The sequence below is a fragment of the Microbulbifer epialgicus genome, from assembly GCF_041447265.1.
Taxonomy (GTDB): Bacteria; Pseudomonadota; Gammaproteobacteria; order Pseudomonadales; family Cellvibrionaceae; genus Microbulbifer; species Microbulbifer epialgicus.
Window position 1 is genome coordinate 1 of record NZ_JBGMEK010000059.1, and the last position, 14809, is coordinate 14809.

At 55.9% G+C, this 14809-nt stretch carries 18 protein-coding genes; 6 read left to right on the forward strand and 12 right to left on the reverse strand.

What is annotated here, in order from left to right; translation table 11 throughout:
- Positions 1 to 146: 146 nt before the first annotated feature.
- Positions 147 to 1583, reverse strand: a complete 1437-nt coding sequence (gene pyk / locus ACCI49_RS18365) for a pyruvate kinase (protein ID WP_371840614.1) — start codon at positions 1581 to 1583, stop codon at positions 147 to 149.
- Positions 1584 to 1764: 181 nt separating this feature from the next.
- Here pyk and ACCI49_RS18370 point away from each other — a divergent pair, with 181 nt between their 5' ends.
- Together ACCI49_RS18370 and ACCI49_RS18375 are read left to right on the forward strand one after the other, a co-directional pair.
- A complete protein-coding gene (locus ACCI49_RS18370; protein WP_371840615.1) occupies positions 1765 to 2238 on the forward strand; it encodes an META domain-containing protein in 474 nt (157 codons plus the stop codon).
- Positions 2201 to 2803 (forward strand): META domain-containing protein, encoded by a 603-nt coding sequence (locus tag ACCI49_RS18375; protein ID WP_371840616.1) that lies wholly within the window; start codon positions 2201 to 2203, stop codon positions 2801 to 2803. Before ACCI49_RS18370 ends, ACCI49_RS18375 begins: the two co-directional genes overlap by 38 nt.
- A gap of 164 nt (positions 2804 to 2967) precedes the next feature.
- Here ACCI49_RS18375 and smrA read toward each other — a convergent pair whose 3' ends face one another.
- From smrA to ACCI49_RS18405, 6 genes are all read right to left on the reverse strand, one after another.
- Positions 2968 to 3558 carry a DNA endonuclease SmrA gene (gene smrA, locus ACCI49_RS18380; protein WP_371840617.1) on the reverse strand — a complete coding sequence of 197 codons (591 nt, stop codon included), beginning with the start codon at positions 3556 to 3558 and terminating at the stop codon, positions 2968 to 2970.
- 19 nt (positions 3559 to 3577) lie between these two features.
- A complete protein-coding gene (locus ACCI49_RS18385) occupies positions 3578 to 4441 on the reverse strand; it encodes an SDR family oxidoreductase (RefSeq protein WP_371840618.1) in 864 nt (287 codons plus the stop codon).
- On the reverse strand, positions 4434 to 4886 hold the full coding sequence (locus ACCI49_RS18390) for an acyl-CoA thioesterase (RefSeq protein ID WP_371840619.1): 453 nt from the start codon (positions 4884 to 4886) through the stop codon (positions 4434 to 4436). The genes ACCI49_RS18385 and ACCI49_RS18390 overlap by 8 nt, the downstream gene beginning before the upstream one ends.
- Positions 4887 to 5007: 121 nt before the next feature.
- Complete coding sequence (secB, locus tag ACCI49_RS18395) at positions 5008 to 5496, reverse strand: protein-export chaperone SecB (RefSeq protein ID WP_371840620.1); 489 nt, start codon at positions 5494 to 5496, stop codon at positions 5008 to 5010.
- A 158-nt stretch (positions 5497 to 5654) separates the two neighbouring features.
- Entirely contained in the window at positions 5655 to 5915 is a 261-nt protein-coding gene (gene grxC, locus ACCI49_RS18400; protein WP_371840621.1) for a glutaredoxin 3, read from the reverse strand.
- 40 nt (positions 5916 to 5955) lie between these two features.
- Positions 5956 to 6372 (reverse strand): rhodanese-like domain-containing protein, encoded by a 417-nt coding sequence (locus tag ACCI49_RS18405; protein WP_371840622.1) that lies wholly within the window; start codon positions 6370 to 6372, stop codon positions 5956 to 5958.
- 229 nt (positions 6373 to 6601) lie between these two features.
- Between ACCI49_RS18405 and gpmI the strand changes: the two genes are divergently transcribed.
- The 3 genes from gpmI (at position 6602) to ACCI49_RS18420 (ending at position 10872) form a co-directional block, all read left to right on the forward strand.
- Positions 6602 to 8149, forward strand: a complete 1548-nt coding sequence (gpmI, locus tag ACCI49_RS18410) for a 2,3-bisphosphoglycerate-independent phosphoglycerate mutase (RefSeq protein ID WP_371840623.1) — start codon at positions 6602 to 6604, stop codon at positions 8147 to 8149.
- Positions 8149 to 9276, forward strand: coding sequence for a murein hydrolase activator EnvC family protein (locus tag ACCI49_RS18415; RefSeq protein ID WP_371840624.1), 1128 nt, complete (start codon positions 8149 to 8151; stop codon positions 9274 to 9276). The genes gpmI and ACCI49_RS18415 overlap by 1 nt, the downstream gene beginning before the upstream one ends.
- A gap of 237 nt (positions 9277 to 9513) precedes the next feature.
- A complete protein-coding gene (locus ACCI49_RS18420) occupies positions 9514 to 10872 on the forward strand; it encodes a S41 family peptidase (RefSeq protein ID WP_371840625.1) in 1359 nt (452 codons plus the stop codon).
- A gap of 84 nt (positions 10873 to 10956) precedes the next feature.
- Here ACCI49_RS18420 and hisF read toward each other — a convergent pair whose 3' ends face one another.
- Genes hisF through hisB form a run of 5 tightly spaced genes read right to left on the reverse strand, consistent with a single transcriptional unit; the run spans position 10957 to position 14361 of the window.
- Complete coding sequence (hisF, locus tag ACCI49_RS18425) at positions 10957 to 11718, reverse strand: imidazole glycerol phosphate synthase subunit HisF (protein WP_371840626.1); 762 nt, start codon at positions 11716 to 11718, stop codon at positions 10957 to 10959.
- The gene (hisA, locus tag ACCI49_RS18430) at positions 11718 to 12449 is read right to left on the reverse strand and encodes a 1-(5-phosphoribosyl)-5-[(5-phosphoribosylamino)methylideneamino]imidazole-4-carboxamide isomerase (RefSeq protein WP_371840627.1); all 732 of its coding nucleotides are present in this window, start codon (positions 12447 to 12449) and stop codon (positions 11718 to 11720) included. The genes hisF and hisA overlap by 1 nt, the downstream gene beginning before the upstream one ends.
- Positions 12450 to 12501: 52 nt before the next feature.
- Positions 12502 to 13071 (reverse strand): HisA/HisF-related TIM barrel protein, encoded by a 570-nt coding sequence (locus tag ACCI49_RS18435; RefSeq protein ID WP_371840628.1) that lies wholly within the window; start codon positions 13069 to 13071, stop codon positions 12502 to 12504.
- A gap of 52 nt (positions 13072 to 13123) precedes the next feature.
- Positions 13124 to 13774 carry an imidazole glycerol phosphate synthase subunit HisH gene (gene hisH, locus ACCI49_RS18440; RefSeq protein ID WP_371840629.1) on the reverse strand — a complete coding sequence of 217 codons (651 nt, stop codon included), beginning with the start codon at positions 13772 to 13774 and terminating at the stop codon, positions 13124 to 13126.
- Positions 13774 to 14361, reverse strand: coding sequence for an imidazoleglycerol-phosphate dehydratase HisB (gene hisB, locus ACCI49_RS18445; protein ID WP_371840630.1), 588 nt, complete (start codon positions 14359 to 14361; stop codon positions 13774 to 13776). The genes hisH and hisB overlap by 1 nt, the downstream gene beginning before the upstream one ends.
- 125 nt (positions 14362 to 14486) lie before the next feature.
- Here hisB and ACCI49_RS18450 point away from each other — a divergent pair, with 125 nt between their 5' ends.
- Entirely contained in the window at positions 14487 to 14777 is a 291-nt protein-coding gene (locus tag ACCI49_RS18450; protein WP_371840631.1) for a hypothetical protein, read from the forward strand.
- The last annotated feature ends 32 nt before the right edge of the window (positions 14778 to 14809 follow it).

Consider the following 14809-nt stretch of genomic DNA (forward strand, 5'->3'; position numbering starts at 1 on the left):
TCGAACCTAGGTGTAACATGAGCCACCTCACTCGTAACAGGCAAAGCCAGTCACTCATGACCACGTCCGTAGGACGTGGGTTTCTACGTTAAACTAAATGGTATTCATTATTTAAATTTGGTATTTAATACTGAATGGACGGTAAATTATTCTACCCGCACAATCCGCAAGGTATCGGTATGCCCGCCAATATCCTGCTGGTAACCACGGGATACCAGTACGAAATCTCCCGGCGCCAAAAGCTTTCGCTGTTTTAGATGGTTAACCGCCTTCTGATCCCTTGACGGGCCGTCCATGCCTGCTACGGCCATCAATACCGGATCAACACCGCGATATAGGGCCACACGATTGCAGATCCTGCGGTGCCTACAAAAAGCATAAATAGGAATCACCGCGCGCACCCTCGACATCAGCAGAGCAGTGTTTCCGGTTTCCGTCTGACAGATAATCGCTCTGATATCCTGGCAATGATTGGCAATGGTAATCGCTGCAACAGCGATGCATGCATCTCCCGCCGGGTAGTTTCCCCGTAATACATCCGCGGGCCTTTGGATCGCGCGGTGTTTTTCCGCTCCGATAATGACCTCCGCCATGTGCCGTACCGTTTCCACCGGATACTGGCCACTGGCGGTTTCCGCCGACAGCATTACCGCGTCGGTGCCATCCAGTACTGCGTTGGCAACATCGCACACCTCGGCGCGCGTTGGTACAGGACTGGAGATCATTGACTCCATCATTTGGGTTGCGGTGATGACAGTACGATTCAGGTAACGCGCAAAACGAATCAGGTGCTTTTGCACCCCCATCAATTCCGCATCGCCGATCTCAACCGCCAAGTCACCACGCGCCACCATGATGACATCGCTTGCCAGGATGAGCTTTTCAAGGTGTTCGTCACTGGACACAGCCTCAGCACGCTCGATCTTGGCGACGATTTGGGAAGTGCCACCAGCCTGTTGCAGCAGCTCCCGCGCCCGATGGATATCCCGTGCACCTCGAGGAAAGGACACTGCGAGATAATCCAACTGCAACTCTGCGGCTACCCGGATATCCCGCTGGTCTTTCTCGGTCAGCGCCGGTGCGGTGAGACCGCCACCTTGCTTGTTAATCCCTTTCCGGTCTGACAGCCAGCCCCCCGATTCCACTTCGGTAATCACCGCAGCGCCAACAATCTTTTTTACCCGTAAGCTGAGGCGCCCATCGTCCAATAGTAAGCAGTCCCCCGGGGAACAGTCCTGAGCCAACTGAGAGTAATCCACCGATACCCCTCCACTATCGCCGCGTTCGACGGGCCGGGAGGGGTCAAGGATAAATTCTGAACCATTTTTTAGTCGTACTCGACTGTCGGTAAATTTACCAACCCGGATCTTTGGTCCCTGCAAATCACCCAGAATAGCGACATGGCAACCCTGGCGGGCCGCCTCAGCGCGAACCTGTCCTGCGCGGCGGCGGTGGTCTTCAGCATCGCCATGGGAAAAGTTGAGGCGCACAGTGTTCACACCCTCCGCAATCAATTGGCGCAAAGTATCGCCGCTGTCGGTAGCGGGACCTAACGTGGCGACAATTTTGGTGCGTCTGATCATGCCGTACAATGCCCGAGGTTTATGCTGGGAGACCTCTCCGTGTCACAGTGGAAGCATAGCTTGTCACCCCTGTCGTCTCTCCAATACAGGTACTAACTAAGCTTATGTATAAGCAGGATTCCGGGTCAGGCCGCCGAACAAGGACAAAAGATGGAAAAAGGTATAAAGGGGTAATTCGCCAATGAGCAGGTTTATACAACTGTGGCTGACAGGAATCCTGCTAGTGATTGGTGGATGCCTGGCAACCGGCGCGGAGGAAGCCAGGGTCATACAGAACGCAGGTAATACGAATACCGTGTGCAACATAAAATGGCAATTGGTACGCCTGCGTGTCAACGGAGCTGCTATTCCGATCCAGAGGCCGACTGACTTCACCTTTCTATGCAATCGAGATGGCAATGTTATGGGTCGTAGCGGCATTAACACCTACCGCGGCGAGTTACAGGTTACCGATAACGGTCAGCTGCTATGGGATACTTCCAGCTTCGTCTCAACCAAGATGGGCGGCCCGGCACAGCTACTGCAACAGGAACATACTTATTTGCGCGCACTCTCTGGCACTCGCCAGGCATTTACCAAATCACGGGGCAAAAGACTGATCCTGCGGGACGCCTCTGGTGATATCTACATTGAATATGTCCGGGCAGGATCTTGAACACCACCACAGACCGCTGGTAGCTTTTACGATTAAATGTCGCAAAACCCATGAGAACGACATCATGCCGCGAGATCACATTCGCTTGCAGCTTATGGTCCCAGCTTTGCTCACCCTGTTATTTTCCGGGTGTATGTCCTTTGATGCCCCCAGTCAACCGCAAACTTTGCGACAGTCGGCTTGGTCCGCCTGCGATCACGAGTGGGTTCTATCCGGCTTGAAGGACGGGGAGAACACCTATGAATACCTGCTTCTATGGAGAAAATTCTGGCGCGAACGACCTTTTTTCACCTGTGACCGCTTTGGCTATGTGCGCGGCAGCGGCGGTGTTAACCCCTACCTGGGCCGTATCTCACTAGCTGGTAATGGAAGCTTATCCTGGCCGAAAACCCCGATGATCTCACGCAAGGGTAGGGTGCACCCCAGTGATGAGCTGGAAACTGACTACCTGAAGGCCCTACGTAAAGCCCGCCGTCTCGAAGTGGTGGGCGATAAACTGATATTGAGCAGCAGTGACAACAGCACCCTGCTGGAATTTGATCGGGTCGATGACATCATGCGCTAGCGCAGTAATTCCTCAATATACCGCCCATTAAAAAAGGCGACCCAGTGGGTCGCCAATATCACAATCAAGAAGAATCAAATTGATGGGCTAAATAAGCATTCACTAAGGGAAGGCCTTGGCCGCGCATCTTAGTTTCACAAAGTGACAAAAAGATGACACCACGCTTATATACGGCGACGCTGGTGTCTCTCCAGATTTTCCTGTCGCTTGCGCTCGCTCTTGCGCAGTAATAGATAAGTCGCCCCCATACCACCGTGCTGTTTCTGCGCACTATGAAATGCAAGAACCTGGTCCAGTTGTGGTAACCAGTGATTAATACAGCTTTTCAGCAGGGCCGGCTGTTTGCGCCCCTCGCCCTTGCCGTGGGTGATCAGGGCACAGCGCACATCCGCTTCAACACAGTCCCGCACAAATTCCACCACAGCACTGCGCGCCATCTCCACCGAGTGCCGGTGCAGGTCGAGACGCGCGTCGACCGTGTACTTGCCCAGGCGCAAATTGCGGTAGACACCGTTCTGCACCCCATCCCGCTTGAACTCTATTGGGTCCCAGGGTGCCACCAGCTCAATATATTCGCCGGACAGAGGATTCATTTCGCGCTCACTCTGGCGGGTAGCGGCAGCGCGGCGCTCGAGCAGGTTTTGCGCGGATGGCTTGCCGTCCTTGCGCAAAGACACGCGGCTCTCCTGCACCAGCGGTTTAACGTCTCCCAACTCACAGAGAGCATCTTTGAATAACTTGCTGTCGCTGCTCACAAAATACCCCCTGCCAGCGTCAGTCGAGAAATAAATCCTTGGTTAATTCCCCCGCGTTAGACGGGTTGTGTGCATAGTCGGTGAAGTCCTTCACACCGCGCTCTACCAACAGTTCTTCATCAATCAACTGACGCCCGGTGAGCGCGCCTTTCCGAGTTGCCAGCACTTCATAGGCGGCATCCGCCATAATCGCCGGTTTGCGACTCTGCTCAAACATCTCGCGATTGCCCACCGCAAATTCAATTGCCGCGGTAGCCACTAGCGTGCGTGGCCACAGGGTATTCACGCTAACTCCCGCCTCACGCAGCTCCTCCGCCAGCCCCAGGCTCATGATGGTCATACCAAACTTGGACAGGGCATAGGGTGCAAAGGGTCCCAACCACTTGGGCTGCAGGTTCAGCGGGGGACACAGGCTGAGAATATGGGCGTTATCTGACTTCTTGAGGTAAGGGATAGCCAGGTGCGCCGTCAGGTACACTGCACGACTGTTGATATCCTGCATCAGGTCGTAACGCTTAGGCGGCGTGGACTCTACATTGGTCAGGTTAATCGCACCAGCATTGTTGACGACCATATCGATACCGCCGAACTTATCTGCGGCCTCTACCATCGCCTCCTGTACACGCTGTTCATCGCGCACGTCGACCTGCAGGGCCAGAGCCTGACCACCAGCACTCTCCACCTCCTGCGCAACCGAGAAAATAGTACCGGGCAACTTCGGGTGAGGCTCTGCCGATTTGGCGGCGATCACGATTTTGGCACCATCAGCGGCGCACTTCAGCGCTATAGCACGGCCAATACCGCGGCTGGCACCAGTAATAAAGATGGTCTTGTCTTTAAGCGCCCCTGTATTTTCGGTCAGGGTTACAAACTCTTCACTCATTGTTCTCAGCCTCCGGGGCAATAACTGCCGGACTGTAAATTTCCTTGAAGATCGCTGGCATGCGTTTCGGTTTGCCGCTGGACAACTCGATGCATACCAACCGCCACCGGGCCCGCAATACCAGTGCCCCATCGGCGGCGCGAAAGACTTGAAAGCGGCGGGTCATATTCAGGCGCCCGTCAACTTCCGTCAACCAAGTGCCAAATACCAGTTCATCACCCTCCCTCGCCGCCAGTATATAGTCATACTCTCCATGTCGAATGGCCATTCCCCGGTCGAGATCCTGATAATTAGTGACATCCAGCCCAAGTTCGGCGCTATGGGCCCAAGCTGTGGCCTCGCACCATTGCACATACTCGGCATTGTTGGCATGACACAAGCCATCCACATGCTGCCTACCCACTGTCACTTTACGGATATAGGGGCTCGGTAAATCCCAGTGCATCGACAACTCCCGACTTTTTAGAAAACTTATGGGAACAAATTTCCATTGATTCGCCCAATAAGGACGAATAGCAGGTATAAAAAAAGGCCCCCTTAGGGACCTTTTATCAAGCTAGACGGATTTAAGCGTCTGCTTGTGCACCTTCGGCCTGCTTCTGGGCCTGATTCAAAGCCTGCGCAAACAGTGCGTCAAAATTAACCGGCGGCAGCATCAGAGCAGGGAAGGAGCCCTTCACGACAGCGTTGTCGATCACTTCGCGGGCGTAGGGGAACAGGATCTGCGGGCAGGCTGTGTTCAATGCCTGGGCCAGCTGCTGGCCTTCCAAACCTTTGATACCAAACAGGCCTGCCTGCTTTACTTCCACCAGGAAAGCAGTGTCATTTTCCAGCTTGACCGTAATAGTCAGGGTCAGTGCAACTTCGTACAGGTCTTCATCGACCTTGGCGGTTTTGGTGTTCAACTCCTGGTTAACCTGAGGCTTCCACTCTTTCTTGAAAACCTCAACACCCATTGGAGTCTCGAAGGAGAGGTCCTTCAGGTAGATACGCTGCATCGCGAATTGTACTTGTGGAGCCTCTGCGCTTGCCGCGCCGTTTAATTCTTCAGCCATGTTACCGCCTATCTTTATAAAAAGTTTATTGATGCCTTCCGTGAGAAAGACTCCCTGTATGAGCCTTCAGATTGGGGCCTGTGAATCCCGTTTCAAGGCCCGGACCGGATAAATAGCAAATAGCCACGGCCGCGTGTGGCACGCCGCGTCAACCTTTATCAGCCAGCCGATTTGAGCAGCACATCCAGCTTGCCGCCGCCCTCCAGCGCCATTAAATCGTCACAACCGCCCACGTGAATCTCGCCCACCCAGATCTGTGGAACCGAGCGGCGTCCCGCTTTGGCCGCCATCTCTGCTCGCAGCCCCGGCTTGTTATCCACTGCAATCTCGCGGTAGCGCACGCCCTTACCGTCGAGCAGCTGCTTAGCGCGAATACAGTAAGGACAGAAACGGGTGGTATAGATGACTACATCCTGCATAACAAAACTCCGTCAAATACTAACAATTCAATATGCCGGGCTAGCCCTTGCCCTTAACCAGCGGTAAGTTCTGGTTGCTCCACTCGCTCATACCGCCCTGCAGACGACGCACCTGAAAACCCTTCTGCTTCAGCTCTCGACCTACTGGCCCAGCGTGCTGGCCCATCTTGTCCGCAATAATCAACATTTTATCCTTGAAGGGCTCTAGTTCACCGATGCGCTCGGCCACTTCCCCATAGGGGATATGAACGGCGTCGACGATATGCCCGGCGGTAAACTCACTGCGATCACGTACATCCAGCACCTTGGCCCCATCGCTGTTAATCAGTCGGGTTACCTCGTGCAGGGAAACCGGTTCACCGGCTTTGAAGCGCTCGCTGAGCACTAGTGCATAGAGCAGCGCCACGAGCAGGCCAACCAGTAGCCACTGCTCACTCAAAAAGACGAAAAAATCCACTCCGCCCCCAAATTCCTTAGTGGTTATCGATATGGCGCGACAGCGCCAAAGCTGGCGGGAGTATACACGATTGTGGCGAAATTCTAACCAGCAAAATACTGCTGCCACCGCCCCCCTATAGACTGAGGCAAGCTCCCGCACACGTGCTAATCGACATGGTTAAACGATGGCCAAACGGGTTAAAATCCGCGTCCGCAATTTCTATCGAACAAATAAGGAACCTGTCGCTATGGCCGCTACGCAAGCCCCGCACAAACGCCCTATAGTCCTGCTGATTCTGGACGGCTTCGGCCACAGCGACAATCCCAAATACAACGCAGTTTACTCCGCCCAATCTCCGGCCTGGGATAACATCTGGGCCACCCGCCCGAAAACCCTGATCCAGACCTCTGGGATGGCGGTCGGCCTGCCGGACGGACAGATGGGCAACTCCGAGGTGGGCCATATGACCCTGGGCGCCGGGCGGGTCGTCTATCAGAACTTCACCCGTATCAACAAGGCGATCAAAGACGGTGACTTCTTCCGCAACGCTGCCTATACAGCGGCTGTGGACAAAGCCATCGCCAATAACGGTGCGGTGCATATTATGGGACTACTGTCTGAAGGTGGTGTGCACAGCCATGAAGACCACATCGTCGCTATGGTGACCCTGGCTGCCCAACGCGGTGCCCGCGCCATTTACGTACACGCCTTTCTCGATGGTCGAGACACTCCACCGCGCAGTGCTGAACCCTCCATCGCTCGTCTGATACAAGTGTGCGATTCCGTTGGCAACGCCCATTTGGCTACGTTAGCCGGCCGCTACTTCGCTATGGACCGAGATCAACGTTGGGAGCGCACTGAATCTGTCTATGACATGCTGACCCTGGGCACCGCGGAACACAAAGCCTCTGACGCCCTGGCCGGATTGGCTGCCGCTTATGAGCGCGGTGAAAATGATGAATTTGTCGCCCCGACAATTATCGGCGAGTCCGCTCCCATCCAGGATGGCGACGCCCTCATCTTTATGAATTTCCGCCCGGACCGCGCTCGCCAGCTGACCCGTGCCTTCACCGAAGTGGACTTCAGCGGCTTCGAGCGCAAGGCCAAACCACAACTGGCGGACTTTGTGATGACTACCGAATACGCCGCGGATATCCACGCCAGCTGCGCCTTCCCGCCGGAAAATCTGGTGAATTCCCTCGGTGAATACCTGTCCGCCCAGGGCAAGACCCAACTGCGTATCGCCGAAACCGAAAAATACGCGCACGTCACTTTCTTCTTCAGCGGCGGTCGCGAAGAACCCTACAGTGGCGAAACCCGCGAGCTGATTAAGTCCCCAGATGTAGCTACTTACGACCTGCAACCGGAAATGAACGCACCGGAAGTTACCGACAAGCTAGTAGCAGCGATCGAAAGTGGCGAATACGACGCCATTATCTGTAACTACGCCAACGGCGATATGGTCGGCCACACTGGAGTATTTGAAGCTGCTGTAAAAGCTGTGGAAGCCCTGGACCAGTGTGTAGAACGCGTCGTAGACGCAGCTCTGGCAGCCGGCGGTGAGGTACTGATTACTGCCGACCACGGCAATGTGGAAGAGATGTTTGACCTGAACTCCGGCCAGGTCAGCACCCAGCATTCCACCCTGCCGGTGCCATTCGTGTACATCGGCGCACGCAATGTTCAAATGTGTGACGGAGGCAGTCTGGCGGATGTGGCGCCAACCATGTTAGCGTTGATGGATCTGCCACAGCCGGCGGAAATGACCGGCCACAGTTTGGTAAAAATGGACTAATGAAAACTCTCGTACTCTTCCTGATCGCCCTGATATCAATGCCCGCCTGGAGCCAGGCGGAGGCTGACCAGCAGGCACGCCTCGCGGAAATCAAGCAGCGCATTGAGTCCCTGCAACAGGAACTCAACCAGGTGCGCGGCCAGCGTGATCAACTACTCAAGGACCTGGAAGAGAACGAGAAGGACATTTCCGGGCTGCACCGGCGCATAGACCAGATCAAACGGGATATGCGCAGCCGCTCTGATAAGTTGCGCGAACTACAGCAAGAGCAGAAGCAGCTGCAGGAAGCGCGACGAAGTATGCAGCGGCGGGTCGAACAGGAGATCGCCGCCACTTACCGACTGGGCCGACAAGAACAGATCAAGCTCCTCCTCAACCAGCAAGACCCACAAAATATCGCCCGCCAACTCCGCTACCACGATTACTTCCTCCAAGAACGCAGCCGCGTTATCGACGATTACCTGGAAACCCTCACCTCCCTGAAAACCGTCAGCGCCTCTGTGGAACATGAGCGAGCGGCGTTGGCGACGAAAAGAGAACAACTGCAGGAGCGACAGGACAAGTTGCGCAGTGCCCAGCAAAACCGCAGGCGCACCCTGGACCGGTTGGCCGCAAAGCTTGCCGATGGCAGTGGAGAATTAAAGCAATTACAAGGTGACCGTACACGCCTGCAAAAATTGATCGATGAGGTAGGCCGCGCTATTGCCTCCCTGGTAAACCCGGGAGAGCAAAAGCCCTTCGCCCGCCAGCGTGGAAAGATGCAGTGGCCAGTCAAAGGCCGCCGCGCCAACACCTACGGGCAGCGCCGCGCCAATGGCATCACCTGGAAGGGGGTCACTATCCGCGCAGCCGAAGGAGAACCTGTGCGTGCTATACACCGCGGGCGCGTGGTATTTTCCGACTACCTGCGCGGCCACGGCATGCTGGTGATTCTCGATCACGGGGATGGCTATATGAGCCTCTACGCCCACAACCAGTCCCTCACCCGCAATATCGGTGAGTGGGTTGAGAGTGGCGATACCATCGCGCGGGTAGGCAACACCGGCGGCCTCACCCAAAGCGGTGTCTATTTCGAAATTCGCCATCGCGGAACAGCCCAGAACCCAGCGGCCTGGTGCCGCTCCTGATCGGCAGTTGGCGGCCGGACACTCCTTGCACCGCCATCGCATAAGCCCCAAAGAGCAACCACGTTAAAAGACCAAGAGCCTTCCCAAACTGTACTCAACACATCTGTAAGGCGGTTCGTTTTATCACGACTAAGTCTGTGACACTGTAGAAATTGGCGTCGTCTTAGAATCCCTGCCAATCTCTGCGGTCTACACTTTCGCAAAGCAGCGAAGAAATAAGGCAGAGGTCACAACAACATGTTCATACCCAAGGCGCTGACCACCTTTCTCGGCGCAGCCGCCCTCACAGCTCTGCCGTTAATGGGACTCAGCGAAGGCGGCAACCAATCTGATATCACCGCCGAAACCGCAGGGCGCCTGCCACTGGAAGACCTGCGTAGCTTTGCCAAGGTGTTTGAGCAGATTCGCCAGGGCTATGTCGAGGAAGTGGATGACCGCACCCTACTCGAGTACGCCATCAAGGGCATGCTGCAGGGACTCGACCCGCACTCCTCCTACCTGGATCGCCGCTCCTTCGACGACCTACAAGCCAATACCACCGGCGAGTTCGCCGGCCTGGGTATTGAAGTCGGCATCTCAAACGACCACATCACTGTTGTGAGCCCGATGGATGACACCCCAGCTTCGCGCGCTGGCCTCAAAGCCGGGGATGTAATTCTGCGCCTGTCGGGAAAATCCATGAAAGGTATCAGCCTGGACGAGGCGGTAGAGTGGATGCGTGGACCCAAAGGCAGCAGTGTCACCCTGACTATCGCTCGCAAGGGGCGCAAAGAACCCTTCGATGTCACTCTCAAACGCGACACCGTGCGTGTGCGCAGTGTGCGCAGTAAGGTACTCGATGAGGGTTACGGCTATCTGCGCATCAGCCAGTTCCAACTGGATACCGGTACCGATGTGGCTGAGGAACTAATCAAACTGCAAAAGAAGGGTGCCCTCAAAGGCCTGATTGTGGACCTGCGCAATAATCCCGGTGGTGTTCTGCAGTCTTCGGTGGAAGTCGCCGATGCATTTCTTGAAGAGGGCCTGGTGGTCTATACAGAGGGCCGCAACGAGGCCGCCAACCTGAGCTACTCTGCAGAGCCGGGCGACTTGACCGATGGCACCCCTCTAGTGGTGCTGATTAACGCCGGCTCCGCCTCGGCGGCGGAAATTGTCGCCGGTGCCCTGCAGGACCACCGCCGCGCTGTGGTAATGGGCACCGACAGCTTTGGAAAGGGCTCAGTGCAAACGGTCATTCCCATCAATAATGAGCGCGCAATCAAGCTCACCACAGCGCTCTATTTCACCCCCAATGGCCGCTCGATCCAGGCCCAGGGCATTACCCCGGATATCGTTGTGGAGCGGGTGAAAGTCACACGACTCGAAGACTCGAAACGACCCACCGAAGCGGACCTGGCCGGCCACCTGGACAATGGCAATGGCGGCGCCGACCGCACCTCTGAGGACCGCGCGCGGGAACAGGGGGAACGCGATAACTGGCTGGACCGCGACAACCAGATCTTCGAAGCACTCAATGTACTCAAAGGGCTGAATCTCTACGCTCACAGGGACAGGGGTCTGCGCGAGCGCTTTGCGCGCGCAGACGAAAAGCTGTAACCGGCGCGCGGCGGGCCTTTTTGGTCCGCCGCCAGCGCTCAAACTCCAGAAAAAACCTAACTTTTCAAGGACAACTCAATACGCTTACAAGCGCATCTCTATCCCTGCCTCCTGCATAAATGCCTTGGCTTCAGCAATGCTGTACTCGCCAAAGTGGAAAATACTGGCCGCCAACACCGCGTCAGCACCACCATGAAGAACGCCCTCCGCCAAATGCTGGAGGTTGCCGACACCGCCGGAGGCAATTACCGGTACCGGCACCGCCTCAGTCACCGCACGGGTCAGAGCCAGATCAAAACCATTCTTGGTTCCGTCCCGGTCCATACTGGTAAGCAGAATCTCCCCAGCGCCATATTCCGCCATCTGTCGCGCCCAGGCCACCGCATCAATGCCGGTCGGCTGGCGCCCACCGTGGGTAAAGATTTCCCATCGATTCTCCCCCACCTGCTTGGCATCGATAGCCACCACGATACACTGGCTGCCAAAGCGCTCGGCGGCTTCGCGTACGAACTCGGGATTTTTCACTGCCGCTGAATTAACTGCGGTCTTGTCCGCACCGGCATTGAGCAGATTGCGAATATCCTGCAAGCTGCGCACCCCCCCACCCACGGTGAGCGGAATAAAAACCTCATGGGCCATTTTTTCCACGGTGTGCAGGATGGTGTCCCGTTGCTCGTGGGTAGCCGTGATATCAAGAAAGGTCACCTCATCGGCACCCGCCTCGTTATAGCGGCGGGCAATTTCCACCGGGTCGCCGGCATCGCGGATATCGACAAAGTTCACGCCTTTTACTACGCGGCCGGCATCGACATCGAGACAGGGAATAATGCGTTTCGCCAGTGCCATTATTTTTTCCGTTGATCGCAAAGCTGCTGCGCCGCACGCAGGTTCAGCTTGTCTTCGTAAATTGCCCGGCCGGTAATTGCGCCGTATATCTCTCCGGTATCCAACAGCTGTTCGATATCCTCGATGCTGCTCACACCGCCGGAAGCGATGATCGGCACCTGTACCGCGTGTGCCATTTCCAGGGTGGCCTCGATATTGACGCCCTGCATCATGCCATCGCGGGCGATATCCGTGTACACAATCGAGCTGACCCCACAATCTGCGAAGCGCTTGGCCAGTTCAGTAGCTTTCAGTTCGGAGACTTCAGCCCAACCCTCGGTAGCTACCAGCCCATCTTTAGCGTCAAGCCCAACGATGACATGCCCTTCGAACTCGCGACAGGCCTCCTCTACCAGCTTGGGATCCTTCACCGCGGCAGTGCCGATAATGGCCCAGGTAACACCGGCATCCAGATACCGCTCAATGGTATGCAAATCCCGGATACCACCACCAATCTGTACCGGCAGATGGGGAAATTGTTTGGCGATGGCGGTAACGGCCTCACCATTTACCGGATTGCCGGCAAAGGCTCCGTTCAGGTCCACCAGATGCAGGCGCTTGGCCCCCTCATTTACCCAGTGCTGAGCGGTGGCCAGGGGGTCATCAGAAAATACGGTGGCGTCGTCCATTTCGCCCTGGCGCAGGCGCACACACTGACCGTCTTTCAAGTCGATAGCGGGAATTACAATCATGCTCTGTCTTTCGTCGGCGGTGATTATTCAAGTCAGGAAAAATAGGCGGGGCTCAGGCCCGGCCATTCCAGCTGACAAAGTTCTTTAGTAGTTGCAGGCCGGCATCGGCGCTCTTTTCTGGGTGGAACTGGGTGGCAAAGATATTCTCCCGCGCCACTGCAGACGCCAGGGGCACACCATACTCTGTGCGCCCGGCGAGCACAGGATTGTCCTCAGCAGGCACATAGTAGCTGTGCACGAAATAGATGACATGCCCTTCGAACTCGCGACAGGCCTCCTCTACCAGCTTGGGATCCTTCACCGCGGCAGTGCCGATAATGGCCCAGGTAACACCGGCATCCAGATACCGCTCAATGGTATGCAAATCCCGGATACCACCACCAATCTGTACCGGCAGATGGGGAAATTGTTTGGCGATGGCGGTAACGGCCTCACCATTTACCGGATTGCCGGCAAAGGCTCCGTTCAGGTCCACCAGATGCAGGCGCTTGGCCCCCTCATTTACCCAGTGCTGAGCGGTGGCCAGGGGGTCATCAGAAAATACGGTGGCGTCGTCCATTTCGCCCTGGCGCAGGCGCACACACTGACCGTCTTTCAAGTCGATAGCGGGAATTACAATCATGCTCTGTCTTTCGTCGGCGGTGATTATTCAAGTCAGGAAAAATAGGCGGGGCTCAGGCCCGGCCATTCCAGCTGACAAAGTTCTTTAGTAGTTGCAGGCCGGCATCGGCGCTCTTTTCTGGGTGGAACTGGGTGGCAAAGATATTCTCCCGCGCCACTGCAGACGCCAGGGGCACACCATACTCTGTGCGCCCGGCGAGCACAGGATTGTCCTCAGCAGGCACATAGTAGCTGTGCACGAAATAGAAGCGGCTTTCATCAGCAATGCCTGCCCACAGGGGATGTTCACATGTCTGCCGCACGCTGTTCCAGCCCATATGCGGTACTTTCAGGCGCTCACCACCTTGCACCACCGGCAGGTCGCTGCCAAAAAACTGCACCGGTTGCGGGAAGATATCCAGACAGTCGACACCATTATTTTCTTCGCTGTGGCGCATCATAATCTGCATACCAACGCAGATTCCCAGTATCGGGATATCAGCGGCGATGGCATCTTTGAGCAGTGGAGCAAAACCCGCTTCAACAAATCCTGCCATGCAATCGCGAATAGCTCCGACTCCAGGTACTAATAAACGCTCCGCACCTTGGGCCTGCTGCGGAGTTTGCGCCAACACTACCTCGGCTTCCGGCGCCACCTTATCCAGAGCACTGGCAACCGAGTGGAGGTTGCCCATACCGTAATCGAGTACTGCGACCTTACCCATCACAAGACTCCCTTGGTGGAGGGCATGGTGCCAGCCATACGCGGGTCTGGGGTTAACGCCACACGCAGGGCGCGGCCGAAGGCTTTGAATACCGTCTCTACCTGATGGTGGGCGTTGTGGCCGCGCAGGCAATCGATATGCACCGTCACCAGGGCATGATTGACGAAGCCCTGGAAGAATTCATAAAACAGTTCGGTATCGAAATTGCCGATACGCTTTTGAGTAAAAGGTACTTCCATCACCAGACCGGGACGGCCGGAGAAATCGATCACCACCCTGGAGAGGGCCTCATCCAAAGGCACATAGCTATGGCCATACCGGGTCATGCCTTTCTTGTCTCCCAATGCTTGGGAAATGGCCTTGCCGAGGGTAATGCCGATATCTTCCACCGTATGGTGGTCGTCGATATGGATATCGCCATCGCAACGGATATCCATATCGATCATACCGTGGCGGGCAATCTGATCGAGCATATGCTCGAGAAAGGGAACCCCGGTGGCAAACTGGCCGTGCCCCTGGCCGTCCAGGTCGACGCTGACTTGAATCTTGGTTTCCAGCGTATCGCGGGTGACGCTAGCCTTGCGCATTGAAAGCGTTCCTTTTTTGAGCAATAAGACAGAGGGCGCAAATTATAGGATGAATGATGCCCGCTGTGGTCCGCTAGTGTCAGATGAAACTTGATTCGTAATCATAACCACATATCATGCGCGGTATGGTTACTCTAAAGCGCCGAAAATCCCATTACTGGGCCAGCCTGTTTCTGTTACTCGCCGTAGTAGCAGCTCAGCCGCTGTGGGCGGAGCACTTCCACCTGGGCAACACTCAGGTGGAGATGTGTGACCTGTGCTGTATGCATTCACCTGCAGCACTCGGCAGCGAGCCATTGCTCGTACAGGCTGAGCCCCAAAGTCACTACGAACGCCACTCTGCGCCAACAGCCCACAATTGCCAGCCTGAGCGCCAGAGTGCGCGCGCCCCACCCCGGTCCCTGTCTTTCAGTTAATCCTTAAAAAAACAGAAATTTGCTTTGTGGGT